Origin of the sequence: Nocardioides sp. Root1257 (assembly GCF_001425175.1) — a bacterium.
Taxonomy (GTDB): Bacteria; Actinomycetota; Actinomycetes; order Propionibacteriales; family Nocardioidaceae; genus Nocardioides.
Map to the genome: position 1 here is coordinate 21,888 of NZ_LMDV01000014.1, position 20,662 is coordinate 42,549.

16 protein-coding genes are annotated in these 20,662 nt (G+C 72.6%); 4 read left to right on the forward strand and 12 right to left on the reverse strand.

Features of this window, described 5'->3' with window-relative positions:
- Positions 1 to 87: 87 nt before the first annotated feature.
- Complete coding sequence (locus ASC77_RS24150; protein ID WP_056159275.1) at positions 88 to 867, forward strand: HipA family kinase; 780 nt, start codon at positions 88 to 90, stop codon at positions 865 to 867.
- Positions 864 to 1,253 carry a DUF3037 domain-containing protein gene (locus ASC77_RS24155; RefSeq protein ID WP_056159278.1) on the forward strand — a complete coding sequence of 130 codons (390 nt, stop codon included), beginning with the start codon at positions 864 to 866 and terminating at the stop codon, positions 1,251 to 1,253. Before ASC77_RS24150 ends, ASC77_RS24155 begins: the two co-directional genes overlap by 4 nt.
- Here ASC77_RS24155 and ASC77_RS24160 read toward each other — a convergent pair.
- From ASC77_RS24160 to ASC77_RS24200, 9 genes are all read right to left on the reverse strand, one after another.
- Positions 1,250 to 1,918: a response regulator gene (locus tag ASC77_RS24160; protein WP_056159713.1), complete on the reverse strand. Its 669-nt coding sequence runs from the start codon at positions 1,916 to 1,918 to the stop codon at positions 1,250 to 1,252. The genes ASC77_RS24155 and ASC77_RS24160 overlap by 4 nt on opposite strands.
- The gene (locus tag ASC77_RS24165; protein ID WP_056793524.1) at positions 1,915 to 3,150 is read right to left on the reverse strand and encodes a sensor histidine kinase; all 1,236 of its coding nucleotides are present in this window, start codon (positions 3,148 to 3,150) and stop codon (positions 1,915 to 1,917) included. Before ASC77_RS24165 ends, ASC77_RS24160 begins: the two co-directional genes overlap by 4 nt.
- Entirely contained in the window at positions 3,147 to 4,091 is a 945-nt protein-coding gene (locus ASC77_RS24170; RefSeq protein ID WP_156391269.1) for an acyltransferase family protein, read from the reverse strand. Before ASC77_RS24170 ends, ASC77_RS24165 begins: the two co-directional genes overlap by 4 nt.
- Positions 4,088 to 5,041, reverse strand: coding sequence for a D-alanine--D-alanine ligase (locus tag ASC77_RS24175; protein WP_056159283.1), 954 nt, complete (start codon positions 5,039 to 5,041; stop codon positions 4,088 to 4,090). The genes ASC77_RS24170 and ASC77_RS24175 overlap by 4 nt, the downstream gene beginning before the upstream one ends.
- The gene (alr, locus tag ASC77_RS24180) at positions 5,038 to 6,186 is read right to left on the reverse strand and encodes an alanine racemase (RefSeq protein WP_056159286.1); all 1,149 of its coding nucleotides are present in this window, start codon (positions 6,184 to 6,186) and stop codon (positions 5,038 to 5,040) included. Before alr ends, ASC77_RS24175 begins: the two co-directional genes overlap by 4 nt.
- Positions 6,183 to 6,806, reverse strand: coding sequence for a M15 family metallopeptidase (locus tag ASC77_RS24185; protein ID WP_056159289.1), 624 nt, complete (start codon positions 6,804 to 6,806; stop codon positions 6,183 to 6,185). The genes alr and ASC77_RS24185 overlap by 4 nt, the downstream gene beginning before the upstream one ends.
- 74 nt (positions 6,807 to 6,880) lie before the next feature.
- Positions 6,881 to 7,624 (reverse strand): sirohydrochlorin chelatase, encoded by a 744-nt coding sequence (locus tag ASC77_RS24190; RefSeq protein ID WP_056159293.1) that lies wholly within the window; start codon positions 7,622 to 7,624, stop codon positions 6,881 to 6,883.
- 37 nt (positions 7,625 to 7,661) lie between these two features.
- Positions 7,662 to 8,405, reverse strand: coding sequence for a phosphoadenylyl-sulfate reductase (locus ASC77_RS24195; protein WP_082575297.1), 744 nt, complete (start codon positions 8,403 to 8,405; stop codon positions 7,662 to 7,664).
- Between the two features lie 178 nt (positions 8,406 to 8,583).
- The gene (locus tag ASC77_RS24200) at positions 8,584 to 10,305 is read right to left on the reverse strand and encodes a nitrite/sulfite reductase (RefSeq protein ID WP_056159296.1); all 1,722 of its coding nucleotides are present in this window, start codon (positions 10,303 to 10,305) and stop codon (positions 8,584 to 8,586) included.
- Positions 10,306 to 10,668: 363 nt separating this feature from the next.
- Here ASC77_RS24200 and ASC77_RS24205 point away from each other — a divergent pair, with 363 nt between their 5' ends.
- Positions 10,669 to 12,117 (forward strand): glycine hydroxymethyltransferase, encoded by a 1,449-nt coding sequence (locus ASC77_RS24205; RefSeq protein ID WP_056159299.1) that lies wholly within the window; start codon positions 10,669 to 10,671, stop codon positions 12,115 to 12,117.
- A gap of 21 nt (positions 12,118 to 12,138) precedes the next feature.
- On the opposite strand, the gene ASC77_RS24210 is transcribed toward ASC77_RS24205, so the two are convergent.
- Complete coding sequence (locus tag ASC77_RS24210) at positions 12,139 to 13,443, reverse strand: M1 family metallopeptidase (RefSeq protein WP_056159302.1); 1,305 nt, start codon at positions 13,441 to 13,443, stop codon at positions 12,139 to 12,141.
- A complete protein-coding gene (locus tag ASC77_RS24215; protein WP_235547941.1) occupies positions 13,440 to 17,318 on the reverse strand; it encodes a Pls/PosA family non-ribosomal peptide synthetase in 3,879 nt (1,292 codons plus the stop codon). Before ASC77_RS24215 ends, ASC77_RS24210 begins: the two co-directional genes overlap by 4 nt.
- 93 nt (positions 17,319 to 17,411) lie before the next feature.
- Here ASC77_RS24215 and ASC77_RS24220 point away from each other — a divergent pair, with 93 nt between their 5' ends.
- A complete protein-coding gene (locus ASC77_RS24220; RefSeq protein ID WP_056159305.1) occupies positions 17,412 to 18,800 on the forward strand; it encodes a cation:dicarboxylate symporter family transporter in 1,389 nt (462 codons plus the stop codon).
- 213 nt (positions 18,801 to 19,013) lie between these two features.
- On the opposite strand, the gene ASC77_RS24225 is transcribed toward ASC77_RS24220, so the two are convergent.
- Complete coding sequence (locus tag ASC77_RS24225) at positions 19,014 to 20,657, reverse strand: acyl-CoA dehydrogenase family protein (RefSeq protein WP_056159306.1); 1,644 nt, start codon at positions 20,655 to 20,657, stop codon at positions 19,014 to 19,016.
- Positions 20,658 to 20,662 lie beyond the last annotated feature (5 nt).

The following is a 20,662-nucleotide window of genomic DNA, read 5'->3' on the forward strand; positions in this document are numbered from 1 at the left end:
CCACCGGATGCCCATGCACCGACTACCCCACCGGGGTAGCGGTAAACCGCACAATGTCGTCCGTTATCCGTCCCCTAGGGTTTGCACGTGATCCCGACTGTTGCCGTCACCCGCTACGTGACGCCGCTCCGCGAGGGCGGCAGCCTGCCGGGCATCGTCGAGGGCGACGACCTGGGCACCTACGTCTGCAAGTTCCGCGGCGCCGGGCAGGGCCTGCGCGTGCTCGTCGCGGAGGTGGTCGTCGGTGAGCTCGCGCGCCGGATCGGGCTGCGCACCCCGCGGCTGGTCGCGCTCGACCTGGACCCCGCGATCGCGCGCTACGAGGCCGACGAGGAGGTCCAGGACCTGCTCAACGCGAGCGCCGGTCTCAACCTCGGCATCGACTTCCTGCCGGGCTCCTTCGGGTACGACGGCGAGCTGCCGGCAGGTGCGGAGGTCGCAGCACGGGTGCTCTGGCTGGACGCCTTCACCGCCAACGTGGACCGGTCGTGGCGCAACCCCAACCTGCTGGTCTGGCACCGCGAGCTCTGGGTCATCGACCACGGAGCGTCGCTCTACTTCCACCACGGCTGGGGTGGCGGGGCGCTGCTGAAGGAGGGCGCCCCGGGGCGGTTCGCCGCGCAGCCGTGGAGCGTCGACGACCACGTGCTCCGCTCGGCCGCGTCGGGGCTGGGTGCTGCCGACGCCGAGATCACGGCGCTGCTCGACGAGTCGGTCTTCGCCGACGTGCTGGCCGAGGTGCCCGACGAGTGGCTGGAGCCGGTGCCCGGCGCGGAGACGCCGGAGGCCGTCCGCGCGGCGTACGTGTCGTTCCTGCTGGCGCGGCTCGGCACCCGCCAGTGGCTGCCGCTGGAGGCCGCGCGATGACCGCCTCGAGCCGCCTGGCCTACCAGTACGTCGTGCTCCGCTGCGTCCCGCGCGTGGACCGCGAGGAGTTCGTCAACGTCGGCGTCGTCGTCTACTGCCATGCCACGGACTTCCTCGACGTCGCCTGGCACGTCGACCGCGACCGGCTGGCCGCGTTCGACCCCGCCCTCGACCTGGACCAGGTCTGCGACGCACTGGCCTTCGTCGAGGGCGTCTGCGCCGGCGACGAGCGCGGCGGAGAGGCGGGGTCGGCGCCGATCAGCCAGCGCTTCGGCTTCCTCAAGGCACCACGCAGCACCGTCCTCCAGCCCGGGCCGGTGCACGGCGGCACCACCACCGACCCGGCCCGCCAGCTCGAGCACCTGCTGGAGAAGCTCGTCTCCTAGACCAGGCCGTGCTCGTGCGCGAAGACCACGATCTGCACCCGGTCGCGGAGCCCGAGCTTGCGCAGGATCGCGCCGACGTGGGTCTTCACGGTGGACTCGCTGGCGAAGATCTGGCCGGCGATCTCGGTGTTGGACCGCCCCTTCGCGACAGCGCCGAACACCTCGCGCTCCTTGTCGGTCAGCCCGAGGTACGCCGGCGGGGTGGGCGCCTGGCCCTGGAACTGTCCCTCGAGCAGGGTCGAGAGGTCGGCCGGCGCGAGCACCGCGTTGCCGGAGTGCACGGTGCGGATCGCGTCCGCCAGCATCACCGGGGTGGTGCCCTTGAGCAGGAAGCCGCTGGCGCCGTAGCGGATCGCGGTCGCGGCCCGGTCGTCGAGGTTGAAGGTGGTCAGGACGACCACCCGCACCGGCTTCGCACGCCGCGAGGTGCGCTCGGGCAGGAAGATCTGGCGGGTCGCCTCGACGCCGTCCATCTCGGGCATCCGGATGTCCATCAGCACGACGTCGGGGGAGAGCTCGTCGACCAGGCTCACGGCCTCGAGCCCGTCGGCCGCGGCGCCGACGACCTCCATGCCCTCCTGGGCGTCCACGATCACCCGCACGCCCTCGCGGAACAGCTCCTGGTCGTCGACCAGCAGGACCTGGATCTTCTCCGGCGTCGTCATCGGGCGCGCACCGGCACCCACGCGGTCGCCGTGAAGGTCGGCGGGTCGAGCCGGCGGCGTACGTCGAGGCGCCCGCCCACCGAGTCGAGCCGGCGCCGCATCCCGTCGATGCCCTGACCTCCCGGCGTCGGCGGGTCGACGACGACTGCGAGCGGCTGGGTCTCGTCGCTCACGGAGTCGAGGGCGTTCTGGACCTCGATCCGCAGGTCACCTTCCCAGTGCCGCTCCACCCGCACCGGGCGGTCGCGCGGGCCGTGCTTGATCGCGTTGGTGAGCATCTCCTGGAGCACCCGGAAGGCCACCACCTCGAGCTCGGGCGGCATCGGCTGCGGCACACCCACCTCGGTCGAGACGACCTCGTGCCCGCTGGCGCGCACGCCCTCGACCAGCCCGTCGAGGTCGACCTTGCCGGCGCGCGGCGCCGCGGTGCCGCTCGTCGACGCGAGCACCTGACGCACGTCGTCGAGCGAGGTGCGGGCCGACGTCGCGATGTTGTTCATGGTCCGCTTCAGCCCCTGGGTGTCGACCTCGTCGAGGTACTGCGCGGACTCCGCCTGCGCCAGGATCACGGCGAGGGAGTGGCCGACCACGTCGTGCACGTCGCGGGCCAGGCGCGCCTGGTCCTCGCGCAGCCGGGCGATCTCCTCGGCCTGGTCGCGCTCGGCCTCGGCCTCGACCTGCGAGACCCGGGACTGTCGGGCGCGGTCGGCGTAGCGGAAGGCCAGCCCGGCGAGCCAGGGCATCGCGAGGATCGCCAGACCGACGAGCCCGGCGCCGATCTGCCAGCTGTCGCCGTACTGGTAGGCGTCCTCGATGATCCGCGAGACCTCACCGAGCTCGAGGGCCCGCATGGTGTAGCCCTGGTCGAGGAACCAGACGGCGGCGACGGCGGCCAGCGGGATCGACAGCCCGCTCGCGACCACCGTGGCGGGGCGGCCCCACCGGGCGGTCCCGAAGCCGACGATCACGACGCTGATCTGGGTGAGCATCACCGTCGTTCCGGTGAGCACCTGCAGCCCGCAGACCAGCCACACCACGGCCAGGGCGGCGGCCGGCGCGTGCCGTGCGCAGGCGGCCGCGACACCCATGCCGACCGCGATGAAGGCGAGCGCGGTGCGCTCGTCGTCGAAGATGTAGCGAGAGCTGCCCAGCACCTCGGCCAGGCCGAAGAACGCGACCACCGCGCCGAGCGCGACGTCCGGGCCCCACTTCTGCCACCAGCTCACGCTCATGCCGGCACCGCCACCCGGCGCCGCTGGAGCGGCGCCTCGACGTAGCGCCACGACAGCGCGGCCGCGACCAGGGTCAGCACGACGGCGAGCCCGGCGTGCGGGCGCAGCCAGAGCGTGAGCGGGTAGTTCCAGAGGTACGCCGCGTAGGAGACCGTGCCGAGCCACACCAGCGCGCGCAGCGCCGGCTGGGAGACGGTGGTCCAGGTGCGCCAGGACAGGACCAGGGCCGCGGTGAGCACAGCGATGGCCGGTCCTCCTGCCAGGTAGGTGAGGGTGTGACCCCGCAATGGAACCATGCTCAGCACGGCCAGCGCCGTCAGCGCCACGGGTGCCAGCCAACCCGGTGGCCGGAGCCGGTCGCGGTGCACCCGGGCCGCGGCGCCGACGACGAAGCACAGCGCCCAGCTGGTCGGCAGCGAGTAGGCCAGGTCGGGGTCCTCGGCGAGCCACCAGGTGGTCAGGGCACACGCCGCCGTCGTCGCGATCGCGGCCAGCACGAGCCCCCGGCGTGGTCCGAGGACCAGCAGCGTCGCCGGCCAGAGCAGGTAGAACTGCTCCTCGAGCGCCAGCGTCCAGAGGTGGTACGTCGCATCGCTCGCGTGCCCGAACGGCAGGTCCGCGGTCCAGGTGAGCGCCACGACCACCGTCTTCAGCAGCCGGTCGCGGTCACCGAGCGGGTCGAGCACCAGCGTCACCAGCACCACGCCCGCGACCAGCACCAGCATCGCCGGGACCAGTCGCCAGGCCCGCCGGGCGTAGAAGTCGCCGAGCCGGGGCCGCCTCTCCAGCACGCCGGTGATCAGGTAGCCCGACAGCGCGAAGAACATCACCACACCGACGACCCCGGCACCCGGGAAAACGTCCGGGACGGCGTGCCGCAGCATCACCAGCCCGACAGCGATCCCACGGAGCAGGTCGAGGCCGTCGATCCGCCCGGTCACCGGTGGGCGCCGCGGACGAGCTCGTCGAGCAGCTCGGCGTACGAGATGCCGGCGGCGGCGAACATCCGCGGCACCTGGGAGTGCTCGGTCATGCCGGGCACGGTGTTGACCTCGTTGAGGACCGGGCCGTCGTCGGTCAGGAAGAAGTCGACCCGGGCCACGCCCGCGCAGCCGAGGGCCTCGTACGTGGCCACGGCCGCGTCCTCGAGCGCCTTGGCCTCCACCTCGGAGAGCAGGGCGGGGACCCGGAAGTCGGCGTGCCCGCCGTACTTCAGCTCGTGGTCGAAGAGCCCGTCGGCGACGATCTCCAGCGCGGGCGGGACCAGGAGCGTCCCGTCGGCCCGGCGGAGCACGGCGACGTCGATCTCGCGCGCGATGACGACGTCCTCGACCAGCACGCGGGTGTCGAGGGCGAGGGCGGCGTCGAGCGCCGGTCGCAGGTCCTCGGCGCGGGCGACCAGGCTGACGCCCAGGCTGGAGCCGGCGGCGACGGGCTTGACGACGACGGGGTGCGTCCAGCGCTCGTGCTCGGCGGTCGCGGCGGTGACGAGGTGGCCGGGCGTCGTGGCGATGCCCACCGCGTCGGCGACCAGCTTGGTCGCCCACTTGTCCATCGCGAGGGCGCCCGGCCGGACCCCGGAGCCGACGTACGGCAGCCCGGCGAGCTCGCAGAGCGCGGCGAGCGTGCCGTCCTCGCCGTGCGGCCCGTGGACCACGGGGAGGACGACGTCGCAGCCGCGCAGCACCTGCGCCGCGCCGCACAGCCCGATCGGACGGAGTCCGCGGTCGCGCCAGGTGCCGTCGCGGCCGATGGTCAGCGGCACGACGTCGTACGACGCGGGGTCGAGCGCCGCGGCGACCGAGGCGGCCGACGCGAGGGAGACGTCGTGCTCGCAGCTCTGCCCGCCGCCGATGACGGCGACCCTGGTCCGGGCCGACGCGGTGCTCACGACAGGCTCCGCAGGTGCGGGACGGCGAGGGTGCGGCGCTCGACGCGGGCGCCGATGCCGGTGACGACCTCGTGCTCGATGGTGCCGGCCCAGGTCGCCCACTCGGCGACGGTCGGCTCGCCGTGGGTGCCCGGCCCGAAGACGGTGACCGTCTCGCCGGGATCCACGCCGCGCTCGCCCAGGTCGACGACCAGCTGGTCCATGGAGATCCGGCCGACGACGCGGCGCCGGACGCCGCGGACCAGGACCTCGGCGCGGCCGGAGGCGAGCCGGGGCAGCCCGTCGGCGTACCCCAGCGGCACCAGGCCGAGGTGGGTCGCGGCGGCGGTGCGGTGGCTGTGGCCGTAGCCGACCGGGGTCCCGCCACGGACCCGGCGCACCTGCGCGACGGGCGCCGTCAGCGTCATCGCGGGGTGCAGCCGGGTCGTGCCGGACGGGTCGATACCGACCAGGCCGGCGCCGACGCGGCTCATGGTGTGGTGGCTGCGCGGGTCGGTCAGGGTCGCCGCGGTGGCGGCAAGGTGCCGGTCGCGGGGCCGCAGGCCGGCCGCGCGGGCGGTCTCGAGCGCCCAGGCGAAGCGGGTCCGCCCCAGCGCGTTGCACTCGTCGTCCGGGTCGTCGGCGCAGCCGAGGTGGCCCATGACGCCCACGACCTCGAGCTCGCCGCGCTGCTCGGCGCGACGGGCGGCGCGGCACAGGGACCCCCAGGTGGCGGGATCGGCACCGTCGCGGGCCATCCCGGTGTCGAGGTGCAGGTGCACGCGGCTGCGGCCGGGAGCGGCCGCGACCGCGCTCAGGTGCTGGGCGCTCGGGACGGCGACGTCGACGTCCCGCTCGGCGGCCAGCGCGTAGTCGGCGTCCACCGGGTTGAGCCAGCTCAGCAGAGGTACGCCGAGCCCCGCGTCGCGCAGCGGCCACGCCTCGTCCAGCGACGTGACGCCGAGCCGCGTGGCGCCGTGGGCAAGCGCGGTGCGTGCGACGTCGATCGCCCCGTGCCCGAAGCCGTCCGCCTTGACCACGGCCATCACCTCGCCGGCGGCCCGGTCGGTGAGCAGGCGGGTGTTGCGGGCGACGGCGTCCAGGTCGATGTCCAGCCGCGGGCCGGCGGCCGTCGTCGTGCGGTCGCGGACGGCGAGGCTGGTCATGCCGCCACCGCCGCCGCGACCGGACCGTAGAGCGCGTGCCGCGCCCCGGTCACCAGCGCCCAGTAGCGGTCGCCGAAGCTCCAGTGCCACCACTCGGTGGGGTAGTTCACCAGCCCCTGACGCGTCAGCACGGTCGCCAGCAGGTCGCGGTGGGCGTGGGCGTCCGCCCCGATCCCGGCCGCGGAGAAGTAGCAGCGGCCGTCGCTCTGTTCCGGGGTCGCGTCGATCGGAGTGCCGAGGTCGAGCTCCTCGCCGCAGACGTCGACGAGCGTCAGGTCGACGGCGGCCGCAGCCACGTGCGGCGCGACGTCGACCGGCGAGACGAACCGGCTCGTCAGGCGCGCGAGCTCGACGTCGTCCACCCCGGGGTGGTGGGCGCGCACCTGGGCGGCGTACGACGCGATGATCGCGCGCTGCTCCTCGACCGGGCGGTAGCCCTCGACCACCCGCAGCCGGATGCCGGGCGGCAGCTGGATGTCGGCGGCCATCAGCCGGTCCGCGAGGCCGGCGCGCACCAGCGCACCGGCGGGGGAGAGGCTGCGGGGCAGCCGCACCAGCGGCTCGCCCGACTCGAGCACGGGGACCGCGCGGACGCGCTCGTCCGAGAGCAGGATCGTCATGCCCCCGACGCTAGGAAGTCGGAGGCATCACCCGCCTCCACCTGAGGTACAGGCTGGCTGTCCCCAGGTGCCGATCAGACGGGGACGAGCTCCACCGCGCCGACGGCGTAGCGGGCCAGGATCGTGCGCGCCAGCTCCGGGTGTGCGCCCAGCGGCTCGGAGACCGCGATGGCACCCGCCTCGACGGCGAGCTCGGCGGCCCGGTCCGGGAGGAACCCGGGTGCCAGGAACAGCGAGGCGACCGCGATGTGACGCCGACCCTCGGCCCGGAACGCGCGGACCGCCTCGCCGGTGGCCGGCGGGGACGCCGAGGCGAACGCCGCGGTCACGGGCAGCTTGTGGCGGGCGCCCCAGACGCGTGCGAGGCGCGCGACGGCCTGGTTGGCCAGCGGGTCGCTCGACCCGGCGGCGGCGAGCACCAGCGCGTCGAGCTCACGCACGCGGGAGCTCTTGAGCGCCTCGCGCATCCGGAGGTCGAGCACCTCGAGGAAGTGCGCCTCGAGACCGAGGATGGACGTCGCGCGGATCTGCACGCCCGGGTGCCGGGTCGTCGCCTCGGCGACGGCGCTCGGGACGTCGACCTTGGCGTGGTAGGCCTCGGTGAGCAGGAGGGGGACGACGACGATCTCCTCGTGGCCCGCCTTGACCAGGCGGTCGACGACCGTCTGGAAGGAGGGCTTGGACAGCTCGAGGAACGCGGCCTCGACCTTGAGGTCGGGGCGCATCGTCTTGACCTCGGCGACGAGGGCCTTGATCGTGGCGGCGGACCGCGGGTCACGGCTTCCGTGAGCCAGGGCCACCAGTGCAGGTGCAGCCATCAGGCCTACCTCCGTTCAGTGTTCGAGATGAGCTTCGTCATGAGTGGATCCCGCACTCGGTCTTGTTGGTGCCCGCCCAGCGCCCGCTGCGCGGGTCGTCACCGGGCGCCACGCGCCGGGTGCAGGGCCAGCAGCCGATCGACGGGTAGCCGTCGTAGACCAGTGGGTTGACGAGGACGCCGTTGTCCGCCATGTACTTCTCGACCTGCTCGTCGGACCACCGAGCGAGCGGAGAGATCTTGACCTTGCCCTTCTTCGCGTCCCAGCCGATGACCGGCGCGATGACGCGGTTCTTGGTCTCCGCGCGACGCAGGCCGGTCGCCCACGCGTCGTAGTTCGCGAGCCGGTCCGCGAGGGGCTCGACCTTGCGCAGCTTGCAGCACAGGTCGGGGTCGGTCTTGTAGAGGTCCTTGCCGTACGCCGCGTCCTGCTCGGCGACGCTCTGCACGGGCGTGATGGAGATCAGGTTGACCGGCATCGTCGCCTCGACGGCGTCGCGGGTGCCGATCGTCTCGACGAAGTGGTAGCCGGTGTCGAGGAAGAGCACGTCGATCCCGGGCACCACCTTGGAGACGACGTCGGCCAGCACGGCGTCACCCATCGAGGACGTCACGCAGAAGCGCTCGCCGAACGTCGCGGCGGCCCACTCGACGATCACCTCGGCCGGGGCCAGCTCGAGCTCGGCGCCCCAGTGGGACACGAGCTCGCGCAGCTCCTCGGGGGAGCGACCGGCGGTCTCGATACCGCGGTTGTTGCGGGCGGTGGTGGTGGTCAGACTCATGACTGAGCTCCTGAGGGTCGGATCAAGCCGAGCATCTTCAGGCTGAAGGCGCGCAGGCACCCGCGGCATTCCCAGGTCCCGTGCGGAGAGCTGACCTCGCCAGACTCTGAGACGACCTCGTGCGGACGCAGGTCCTCCTCCCCGCAGAAGGGGCAGTGGAAGGGGACGGCGCGCTCCGTCATGACGCCACTCCCTCCAGTGTCTTGTCGCCGCGCAGCAGCTCCTCGTCGGCGCGCGCGACCCAGGTCGTGAACGACTCGCCGTCCACGCGGTCGGCCAGGTAGTTGACGACCAGGCTGCTCACGTAGTCGTCGAGGCCGGCGCTGGTGACCTTGTGCGCACGCAGCTTGCGGCCGAAGTTGGCCTGCAGCCCGGTGGCGCCACCGAGGTGCACCTGGAAGCCCTCGACCTGCTCGCCCTCGTGCATGACGAGCTGGCCCTTGAGGCCGATGTCGGCGAGCTGGGTGCGGGCGCAGGCGTTGGGGCAGCCGTTGACGTTGACGGTGATCGTGCTGTCGAGCTCCGGGAAGCGCTTCTCGAGCTCGGTGACGAGCGCGCGGGCACGCTCCTTGGTGTCGACGATCGCGAGCTTGCAGAACTCGATGCCGGTGCAGGCCATCGTGTTGCGGCGCCAGTTCGAGGGCCGTGCGGACAGGCCGATCGCGTCGAGGCGCTCGACCAGGGCCTCGACGACCGCCGGCTCGACGCCGACCAGCACGATCTTCTGGTACGGCGTGAGGCGGGCGCCGGCGACGCCGTACTCCTCGATCAGGTCTGCGAGCTGCACGAGCAGGGTGCCGGAGATCCGGCCGGCGGTCGGCGCGATGCCGACGTAGAGCTTGCCGTCCTTCTGCTCATGCACGCCGATGTGGTCGCGGTGCCCGGTCGGGGACGGCGGCGACGCCAGGGTCACCAGCTGACGTCCGAGGTACTCGTTCTCCAGGACCTCGCGGAACTTCTCGATGCCCCAGTCCGCGACCAGGAACTTCAGCCGGGCGCGCGAGCGGAGCCGGCGGTAGCCGTAGTCACGGAAGATCGACGCGACGCCCTCCCAGGCGTCGGCGACCTCGTCGAGCGGGATCCAGACGCCCATCTTCTGGGCGAGCATCGGGTTGGTCGACAGGCCGCCGCCGACCCAGAGGTCGAAGCCGGGGCCGTGCTCGGGGTGGACGTTGCCGACGAACGCGATGTCGTTGACCTCCGGAGCCACGTCGTGGCTCGGGTGCCCGGTGAGCGCGGTCTTGAACTTGCGCGGGAAGTTCGCGAAGTCCGGGTTGCCGATGAAGCGGCGCTTGATCTCCTCGAGTGCCGCGGTGCCGTCGATGATCTCGTCCTTGGCCACGCCGGCGACGGGGGAGCCGAGGAACGGTCGGGGCGAGTCGCCGCAGGCCTCCATGGTGTCCAGGCCAGCGGCCTCGAGCCGCTCCCAGATCGCCGGCACGTCCTCGATCCGGATCCAGTGGTACTGGATGTTCTCGCGGTCGGTGACGTCCGCGGTGTCGCGGGCGAAGTCGACGCCGATGGTGCCGAGGGCCCGGACCGCGTCGTGCGAGAGCAGCGCTCCGTCGGAGCGGACCCGCATCATGAAGAACTCGTCGTCGAGCTCCTCCTCCTCGAGCATCGCGGTCTTGCCGCCGTCGAAGCCCGGGGCGCGCTGCGTGTAGAGACCCATCCAGCGGAACCGGCCGCGCAGGTCGGCGGGGTCGATCGAGGCGAAGCCGCGCTTGGAGTAGGTGTAGAGGATCCGGTCGCGGACGTTGAGCGGGCTGTCGTCCTTCTTGGACTGCTCGTTCTTGTTCAGCGGCTCGGTGTAGCCGAGCGCCCACTGGCCCTCACCGCGCTTGGGGCGCGGGATCTCGGTGCGCTCGGCGCGCTTGGCGGTGAAGCGGAGGTCAGACATGTCTGTCGATTCCTTGACGAGGCGGGGCCAGCGACCTCGACCGGCGTCGTTGCCGGGAGGTCAGCGGCCAGAAGCTGGGCTGCTGCTGGTCAGGAATGCCAACACATCATGCTGCGCGTACGACCGAAGTCCACGTGGCGTCGAACCACGAGGTACGTCGTGACAGCAGTGATCATGTCAAGGAGTCTCACGGGTCGGACGCCCATCCGACAAACGCCAATCTCATGGAATGAGACGAGGATCCATGATGTGAGACACAGGATCGAGGCCGTGAGGCGTGGACCCGGGCGTCGTGCGGCGCACGTCACATCGGGGGCCGCGACCGGAGGCATCGACCACGGGACGACCACTAGAGTTTTCGCCATGAGCGACGCGCAGATCTCCGCCCTGACCAGCAGCGCCTACCAGCAGGCCCTCGAGGTGATCGCCTCGGTCGAGCCGCGGATCGCCGAGGCCACCCGTCAGGAGCTCACCGACCAGCGAGGTTCGCTCAAGCTGATCGCGAGCGAGAACTACGCCTCGCCGGCCGTGCTGCTCACCATGGGCACCTGGTTCAGCGACAAGTACGCCGAGGGCACGGTCGGCCACCGCTTCTACGCCGGCTGCCAGAACGTCGACACCGTCGAGGCGCTCGCCGCGGAGCACGCCCGCGAGCTGTTCGGCGCCGAGTACGCCTACGCCCAGCCGCACTCCGGCATCGACGCCAACCTGGTCGCCTTCTGGTCGATCCTCGCCCACCGCGTCGAGGGCCCCTGGCTGGAGAAGTACGGCGCCAAGAACGTCAACGACCTCACCGCCGAGGACTGGGAGACGCTGCGCCACGAGCTCGGCAACCAGCGCCTGCTCGGCATGGCGCTGGATGCCGGCGGCCACCTCACCCACGGCTTCCGCCCGAACATCAGCGGCAAGATGTTCCACCAGCAGCAGTACGGCACCGACCCCGAGACCGGTCTGCTCGACTACGACGTCGTGCGCGCCAAGGCGAAGGAGTTCAAGCCGCTGGTGCTGGTGGCCGGCTACTCGGCGTATCCGCGCCGGGTGAACTTCGCCAAGATGCGCGAGATCGCCGACGAGGTCGGCGCCACGCTCATGGTGGACATGGCGCACTTCGCCGGCCTGGTCGCGGGCAAGGTCTTCACCGGCGACGAGGACCCGGTGCCGCACGCCCACATCGTCACGACCACCACCCACAAGTCGCTGCGCGGCCCGCGCGGCGGCATGGTGCTCGCCACGGAGGAGTACGCCCCGAGCGTCGACCGCGGCTGCCCGATGGTGCTCGGCGGGCCGCTCTCGCACGTGATGGCGGCCAAGGCAGTCGCGCTCGCGGAGGCGCGCCAGCCCGCGTTCCAGACCTACGCCCAGCAGGTCGCCGACAACGCCAAGTCGCTCGCCGACGGCTTCCTGAGCCGCGGCGCCACGCTGGTGACCGGCGGCACCGACAACCACATCGTGCTGCTCGACGTCTCGTCGTTCGGCCTCACCGGTCGGCAGGCGGAGTCCGCGCTGCTCGACGCCGGCGTCGTCACCAACCGCAACTCGGTGCCGGCCGACCCGAACGGTGCCTGGTACACCTCGGGCGTCCGTCTCGGTACGCCGGCGCTCACCACCCGGGGCTTCGGCCACGACGAGTTCGACAACGTCGCGGAGCTGATCGTCCACGTCCTGCAGAACACCCAGCCCGGCACCACCAAGGCGGGTGGCCCGTCGAAGGCGTCGTACACGCTGGGCGACGGCGTGGCCGACAAGGTCAAGGACGCCTCCGCCGAGATGCTCGACAAGCACCCCCTCTACCCGGGCCTCGAGCTGAGCTGACGCAGCCTCAGCCGCTCCCGGTCACACCGCCGGGAGCGGCGGGAGCTCCGTCTGGAAGAGCCACGCGTCGAACAGGTCCGTGAGGTCGCTGCCGGTCTCGGCCTCGCAGTGGGCGATGAAGTCCTCGGTCGTGACGGACCCGCCGGTGTGCGTCGTCACCCAGCTGCGCAGCAGGTCGAAGAACGCGTCGGTGCCGACCTCGGCCCGCAGCGCGTGCAGCGTGAGGGCGCCGCGCTTGTAGACGCGGTCGTCGAACATCAGCTCCGGGCCCGGATCGGCCAGCACCAGGTCCTGGTGCTTGCCGTCGAGCTTCTTGTGGTGGGTCCGCGCCCACTCCTCGACGCTGTCGCCGCCGGACTCCTCCGACCACAGCCACTCGGCGTAGCACGCGAAGCCCTCGTGCAGCCAGATGTCCTGCCACCGGCGCAGGGTGACGGCGTTGCCGAACCACTGGTGCGCCATCTCGTGGGCGACCAGCCGGATCGTGTCCCAGGAGTCGATGCAGAAGTTGCGGCCGAAGGTGGACAGCGACTGCGACTCCAGCGGGATCTCGAGGTCGTCGTCGGTGATCACCGCCGTGTAGGTGTCGAACGGGTAGGGGCCGAACCGGTCGACGAAGAAGCGCATCATGGCGGGCTGCGGGCCGAAGGCCGCGTCGAAGCCCTCGCCGGCGACGTCCTCGGGGGCGACGACCCGCATCGGCACCGGCCCGTCCTGCTCGAGGACCGAGTAGCGCCCGATCTGGCAGGTCGCGAGGTAGGTCGCCATCGGCGCGTCCTGGCGGTAGCGCCAGGCCACCGCCGAGCTGCGCCGCGAGGAGTCGACCAGGTCGCCGCTCATGGCGACCTCGTAGCCCGCGGGAGCCGCGACGGTGAACGCGTACGTCGCCTTGTCGTCGGGTCGGTCGTTGCAGGGGAACCAGGTCGGCGCGCCGTGCGGCTGGGCCGCGACGATGACGCCGTCGGTCAGCTCCTCCCAGCCCGCGTCGCCGAGGAGCTTGCTCTTCATCACGGCGGGCTGCCCGGAGTACTTGATCTTCACCTCGAACTCGCTGCCCGCCGCGATCGGGGAGTCCAGCCAGATCCCGACGGCACCGTCGCGGTGCGTGTAGCGGGCCGGCGGCCGGCCGTTGACGCTCACCCGGGCGACGCGGAGGTGGTGCAGGTCGACGCGCAGCCGGACGACGTCGTCGACGGCGACGCAGCTCAGGGTGGCCTCGCCATCGAGGCGGTTGCCCTCGGGGCGGTAGCCGAGGTCGAGGTCGTAGTGGGTGACGGCGTACGACGCGTCTCCGTGCCCGGGCACGTACGGGTCGGTCCCCGTCATTCGATCTCTTCCCCTTCCCACGGCCCGACCGGGTTCCCGATCCACCGTGTGCGGCTGGGGACACCTTCCCCGCGCATGACCAACGACGCCGGTCCGACCGTCGCGTGACGGCCGATCGTCGCGGCGGGAAGGATAACGCTGTTGGGTCCCAGGGTCGCACCCGCCTTGAGCACGACCGTATCCATCGCCAGCACACGGTCGTGGAAGAGGTGGGTCTGCACGACGCAGCCGTGGTTGACCGTGCTGCCGTCGCGCAGCTCGACGAGGTCCGTCTCGGGCAGCCAGTAGGTGTCGCACCAGACCCCGGTGCCGATCTTCGCGCCGAGCAGCCGCATCCAGACGTTGAGCGCGACGGTGCCCTGGGTGACCGACGCGAACCACGGTGCCGCCAGCACCTCGGTGAACGTGTCGGCGAGCTCGTTGCGCCACACGAATCCGCTCCAGAGCGGGTGCTCGGACGGCCGGTGCCGACCGACGATCGACCACTTGGCCGCCGCGGTCACCAGCGCGGCGACGATGCCGCCGGCGAGCAGCACCGGGCCGCCGAGGACGACGGCCGCCCACGGCGACGCGTCCAGGAGGGCGAGCAGCACGGCGGCGACGCTCGCACCGAGCAGGACGGCGAGCACCAGCGGTACGACGCGGGCGGCCTCGACCAGGCCGCGGTAGGTCCGCAGGCGGCGGGGCGGGTCGTAGGTCCGGCTGTCGTCCTCCTGGCCGACGGCGCGCCGCAGCTTGGTCGGCGGGCTGCCCAGCCAGGAGGAGCCGGCCTTCACGACGGCGCGTCGCGGCGCCGCGGACAGCACGGCGACGAGCGACGCCTTCGGCACCTTGCGACCCGCGGCGGCCATGCCCGAGTTGCCGACGAAGGCACGCTTGCCGATCTTCACGTCGTCGACCCGGACCCAGCCGCCGCCGAGCTCGTAGCAGCCGATGAGGGTGTCGTCGGCGAGGAAGGCGTGGTCGTTGACGCTGGCGAACTTCGGCAGCAGCAGCACCGTCGAGGCCTCGACGCCCTCGCCGATCCTGGCCCCGAGCAGCCGCAGCCAGGCCGGGGTCAGGGTGCTGGAGTAGAGCGGGAACAGCCACGTCCGGGCGTCGTCGAGCACCCGGAAGGTGCCCCAGATGCACAGCCCGGCGCCGGAGCGGACCGGGTGCACGCCGGCGCTCATGCCGAGGGAGAGCGCCCGGACCAGCCCGAGCACGAGCAGCGTGAGGACGACGTACCCGACGAGGGCGGCCAGCGGCACCCACGGCAGCGCGGCCGCGAAGGCGTCGCCGACCGAGTCGGCACCTCGCAGCGGACCGATGACGACGAGCAGCCCGGCCAGCATGCTCAGCCCCGGCAGGGCGCCGATCAGGGCCGCGACGCCGGCGTACCCGAGCAGCCAGGAGCGTCCGGGCGGCGGCGCCTGGTCGTGCCAGGGGCCGCGGGCGTGAGCGGACTGGCGCTCGGCGGGGGAGCCCGACCAGTACTCGGCGGCCGGCACCTCGCCGATGACCAGCGAGCCGGGGGCGACCTCGGCGTTCGCGCGCACGATCGCGCCCGGGGCGAGGGTGCTGCGCGCCCCGACCCGCGCGCCGCGGCCGACGTGGACCTCGCCGAGGTGGAAGACGTCGCCGTCGATCCAGTGGCCGGTGAGGTCGACCTCCGGCTCGATCGCCGCGCCCGCGCCGACGTGCAGGAAGCCGGTCGCCGGCGGCAGCGCGTGCAGGTCGCTGCCCTTGCCGACGGTCGCGCCGAGCAGGCGGGCGTACGCCGTGAACCACGGGGCGCCCGCGACCCCTGCTGCGGCGAGCTCCTCCTGGATGCGACCGGCGAGCCAGACCCGGAGGTGGACCTTGCCGCCGCGCGGGTAGGCGCCCGGACGGACACCCCGCAGGACGAGCCGGGCGAGACCGGCCGCGAGCGCCATCCGGCCGGGCGGGGTCAGGAAGACGCCGGTGGTCAGGACCAGCACCCACAGGGGGTACGACGGGAGGTAGTCGAGCTGGTGGGACGCGATCGTCGAGCCGAGCGCGAGCCAGCTCAGCCACCGGGCCGCCGCGAGGGCGCGCAGGCCGACGAGGGCGGCGAGCTGGCCGGCCTGGGTCTTGCGCGGGATGGGGAAGACCGAGCGGTCGGTGCGCGAGGCGGTGCCGCCGAGCTCCTCGAGCGCCGCGGACAGGGGCCCGACCCGGGAGTGCGCGTAGAGGTCGCCGACGGCCACCTCGGGGAACCGCTCCCGCAGCCGGCCGACGACCTGGGCGGCGGTCAGCGAGCCACCGCCGAAGTCGAAGAAGTCGTCGCGCACCGAGGTGACCTCGGCGCCGAGGACGTCGGCCCAGATCTCGGCGATCCAGGTCTGGGTGTCGGTGAGACCGGCTTCGCGGCCGGGGCCGGAGCGGGGGAGCGGCCAGGGTAGGGCGTCTCGGTCGACCTTCCCGGACGTTCGGGTCGGGAGGTGGTCGACGACGGCCAGGCGCGGCACCAGCGCGGCCGGCATCCGCCCGCGGAGCAGCTCGAGGGCACCCACGTCGTCGTACCGCTCGTCGACCGTCAGGTAGCCGACCAGGAGCTGGTTGCCCGACTTCGTCGAACGGACGGCGGCCGCCGCGGACACGACACCCGGCAGCCGGAGCAGCTGGCCGTCGATCTCGCCGAGCTCGATGCGCCGGCCGCCGAGCTTGATCTGGTCGTCGGCGCGGCCGCCGAAGACCAGGCCCGCCGAGTCGTTGCGGACGACGTCGCCGGACCGGTAGGCGCGGTCCCAGCCGAGCGTCGGCATCGGGGCGTACTTCTCGGCGTCCTTGGCCGGGTCGAGGTAGCGCGCGAGCCCGACCCCGCCGATGATGAGCTCGCCCGTCTCGCCCTCGGCGACGGGGTGACCCTCGGCGTCGACGACCGCGAGGTCCCAGCCGTCGAGCGGGAGACCGATGCGCACCGGGTCCGTGCCGTCGAGGATGGTCCCGCAGGCGACCACGGTGGCCTCGGTGGGGCCGTAGGTGTTCCAGACCTCGCGGCCGGGCGCCTGGAGGCGGGCCGCCAGCTCGGCCGGGCACGCCTCGCCGCCCATGATCAGCAGCCGCACGGTCGCGAGCGACTCGGCCGGCCACAGCGCGACCAGGGTCGGCACGGTCGAGACCACGGTGATGTCGTTGGCCACCAGCCACGGCCCGACGTCCACGCCGGAGCGCACCAGCGAGCGTGGTGCGGGGACCAGGCAGGCGCCGTACGCCCAGGCCAGCCACATCTCCTCGCAGCTCGCGTCGAAGGCCACCGACAGCCCGGCCATCACCCGGTCGCCCGGCCCGATGGGGGCGTCCTGGAGGTACCAGCGCGACTCGGCATCGACGAAGGCGGCCGCGTTGCGATGGGTCACCGCGACGCCCTTCGGCGTGCCCGTCGAGCCGGACGTGAAGATGATCCACGCGTCGTCGGTCAGCTCCGGCAGGGCGCCCTCGGGGTCTGCCGGCTGGTCGGTCGGCGGGCGGCGACTCGCGATCGCCAGGTCGTTGCCGACCACCGCGGCGACCGCGGCCTCGTCGAACACGGTCCGGGCCCGCTCGTCGGGGTCGTCCGCGTCGACCGGCACGTAGGCCGCGCCCGTGAGGAGGGTGGCGACGATGGCGACGTACAGGTCCGTGGTGCCCGACTTGACCCGGATCCCGACGCGGTCGCCACGGCGTACGCCGGCCTCGCGGAGCCGGGCGCCGAGGTCGCCGGCGGCCTCCTCGAGCTCGGCGTACGTGAGCTGGTCGACGCCACTGTCCAGCGCCACCGCGTTCGGGTGGTCGGCCGTCGTCGCGGCCAGGATGTCGGCGAGGGTCCGCGGCGCCGGAGCCCGGTCGGAGGCGAGCAGCGCAGGCAGCATCGTCGTGGGGGAGCCGGTCACGTCGCGGATTGTCGCGGGTCGGGGTGAACGGGAGGTGGCGGGTCCACGCAGGCGGTCCTGTTTGCCCGGAGGGGAGTCGGGTACGCGTGACCCATGCCACAAACCGATGTCGCCACGTCCCCGCCCCCGAAGCAGGCGCCCAAGAACCGCACCCACTGGCTCTACATCGCGGTGATCGTCGCGGTCGGCCTCGGGATCGCGGTCGGGCTGCTCTTCCCCGACTTCGCGGTGGAGCTGAAGCCGCTCGGCGACGGGTTCGTCGCCCTGATCACGATGATGATCCAGCCGGTCATCTTCTGCACGATCATCCTGGGCGTCGGCTCGGTCGCCAGCGCGGCCAAGGTCGGCAAGGTCGGGCTCGGGGCGATCGTCTACTTCCTGATCATGTCGACGTTCGCCCTCACCATCGGGCTGGTCGTCGGCAACCTGCTGCACCCCGGCGACGGACTGCACCTCGACGACTCGGCGGTCGCCGCCGGGGCCGAGCAGGCCAAGGAGGGCCACGGCAGCACCACGGACTTCCTGCTCGGGATCATCCCGGACTCGCTGTTCTCGTCGCTGACGTCCGGGGACGTCCTCCAGACGCTGCTGGTCGCCCTGCTGATCGGCTTCGCGCTCCAGCAGATGGGGCCGGCCGGCAAGCCGATCCTGACCGTCGTCGAGTACGCGCAGAAGCTGGTCTTCCGGGTGCTGGCGATGATCATGTGGGCCGCACCGATCGGTGCGTTCGGCGCCATGTCGGCCGTGGTCGGCGCCACCGGGGCCGACGCGCTCAAGAGCCTCGCGGTGCTGATGCTCGGCTTCTACGTGACGTGCGCGCTCTTCGTCTTCGTCGTCCTCGGCACCGTGCTCCGCGTCTTCGCCGGGGTCAGCATCTTCTCGCTCTTCCGCTACCTGGCCCGCGAGTTCCTGCTGATCCTGGCCACCTCGTCGTCCGAGTCGGCGCTGCCCCGGCTGATCGCCAAGATGGAGCACGCCGGCGTGGACCGGACGACCGTCGGCATCGTGGTGCCGACCGGCTACTCGTTCAACCTCGACGGCACCGCGATCTACCTGACGATGGCGACCCTCTTCATCGCTGAGGCCCTCGACGACCCGCTGAGCATCGGCGAGCAGATCTCGCTGCTGGTCTTCATGATCATCGCGTCCAAGGGCGCCGCCGGCGTCACCGGCGCCGGCCTCGCCACCCTCGCCGGTGGCCTCCAGTCGCACCGGCCCGAGCTGGTCGACGGCGTCGGCCTCATCGTCGGCATCGACCGCTTCATGTCGGAGGCCCGGGCCCTGACCAACTTCGCCGGCAACTCGGTCGCGACCGTGCTGATCGGCAACTGGACCGACGGCCTGGACCGCGAACGCCTCGACCGGGTGCTCGCCGGCGAGCTGCCCTTCGACGAGCGGACGATGATCGACGACGTACCTGCCCGGGCGTCCGACCCCGACCCCGAGGCCGCCGCCGAGGCCGCCGCCGGCGCGCCGAGGTAGGTCCGCTGTCTCCGGTGACGACGTTTGGTCACCAAGCGCAGATCCGGAGCGCTCCCACCTGCCGTTTGGTCACCAACCGTGGAGCCGGGGGGGCCGGGGACTGGCCGGGCCGGCTGAGGTAGGTCCCAGCCTCCGGGGGCGACGTTTGGTCACCAAGCGCAGATCCGGAGCGCTCCCACCTGCCGATTGGTCACCAACCGTGGAGCCGGAGGCTCACACGACCGGCGTCGCCCGCTCCACGATGAACCGCAGGTCACCACCGTCGAGGGTGCCGAAGACGCCGTCGTACGACGAGCCGAGGCGGGAGGCGCAGAAGACGTCGGCGACCTCGGGCGGGGCGAAGCGCACCAGCAGCGAGCCCTGCAGGCACAGCGCCATCCGCGAGGCGAGCCGGCGTGCGTTGACCTCCATCGACGCCGGGTCGCCCATCAGCGAGCCCAGCAGCGCGAGGGTCTCCTGGATGGCCCGGTCGAGGCGGGCGTCGCCGCCCTGGGCACGGCCGACCTCGGTGATCCAGGCGTCGAGGACCTCGGGCTCGCGGCCGAGGGCGCGCAGCACGTCGAGCGCGTTGACGTTGCCGGAGCCCTCCCAGACCGAGTTCAGCGGCGCCTCGCGGTAGAGGAGGGGGAGGCCGGACTCCTCGACGTACCCGTTGCCGCCGAGGCACTCGAGCGCCTCGGCGACGGCCATCGGGGTGCGCTTGCAGACCCAGAACTTCGACAGCGGCAGCGCGATCCGGCGCAGCGCCGCCTCGTGGGGGTCGTGCAGGTTGTCGACCGCTGCCGCGAGTCGTACGGCGAGCGCGGTCGCCGCCTCCGCCTCGACCGCCAGGTCGGCCAGCACGTTCTGCATGAGCGGCTTCTCGATCAGCAGCGAGCCGAAGGCGGAGCGGTGTGCGGCGTGCCAGGACGCCTCGTTCACCGCACGGCGGATCAGCGAGGTCGAGCCGAGCACGCAGTCGAGCCGGGTCGCGGCGACCATCTCGATGATCGTGCGCACACCACGGCCCTCGTCCCCGAGCCGGTGCGCGACGGTGCCCTCGAACTCCAGCTCCGACGACGCGTTCGACCGGTTGCCGAGCTTGTCCTTGAGCCGCACCACGTCGAGCCGGTTGCGGGTCCCGTCGGCCAGCACCCGCGGCACCACGAAGCACGTCACCCCGCCCTCGGCCTGCGCGAGCACGAGGAACACGTCGTTCATCGGCGCCGAGGTGAACCACTTGTGGCCGTGCAGGGTGTACTCGCCCTCGACGGACGTACGGCGCGCCTCGGTGACGTTGGCGCGGACGTCGGAGCCGCCCTGCTTCTCGGTCATGCCCATGCCGGCGAGCGCGCCGAGCTTGGTCGACGGCGCCCGGACGCCCGGGTCGTAGGTGAGCGACGCGAGCAGCGGCGTCCACTCCTTCGCGAGGGCGTCGTCGGCGCGCAGGGCGGGGACGGCGGCGTACGTCATCGAGATCGGGCACCCGTGCCCCGGCTCGGTGTGCGACCACGCCATGAAGCCCGCGGCCCGGCGGACGTGCGCGTGCGGCGAGTCCGACTCCCAGGGGGCGGCCGCGAGGCCCTGGCCGACCGCGCGCTCCATCAGCCAGTGCCACGAGGGGTGGAACTCGACCTCGTCGATCCGGTTCCCGTAGCGGTCGTACGGCGTGAGCCGCGGGTGGTGCTCGTTCGCGAGCATCCCGTGCTCGCGCGCCTCCGCGGTGCCGGCCAGCGCCCCGATGGCCGCGAGGTCGTCGACCACCTCGGCGGACGCGTGCCGGGTCACCGCCTCGACCAGTGAGGCGTCCGTCGTGACGATGTTGTGACCAACCAGGGGCGGGGCCTGGTTCGTGGCTACCCGGATGTCGGAGCTCATGTGTC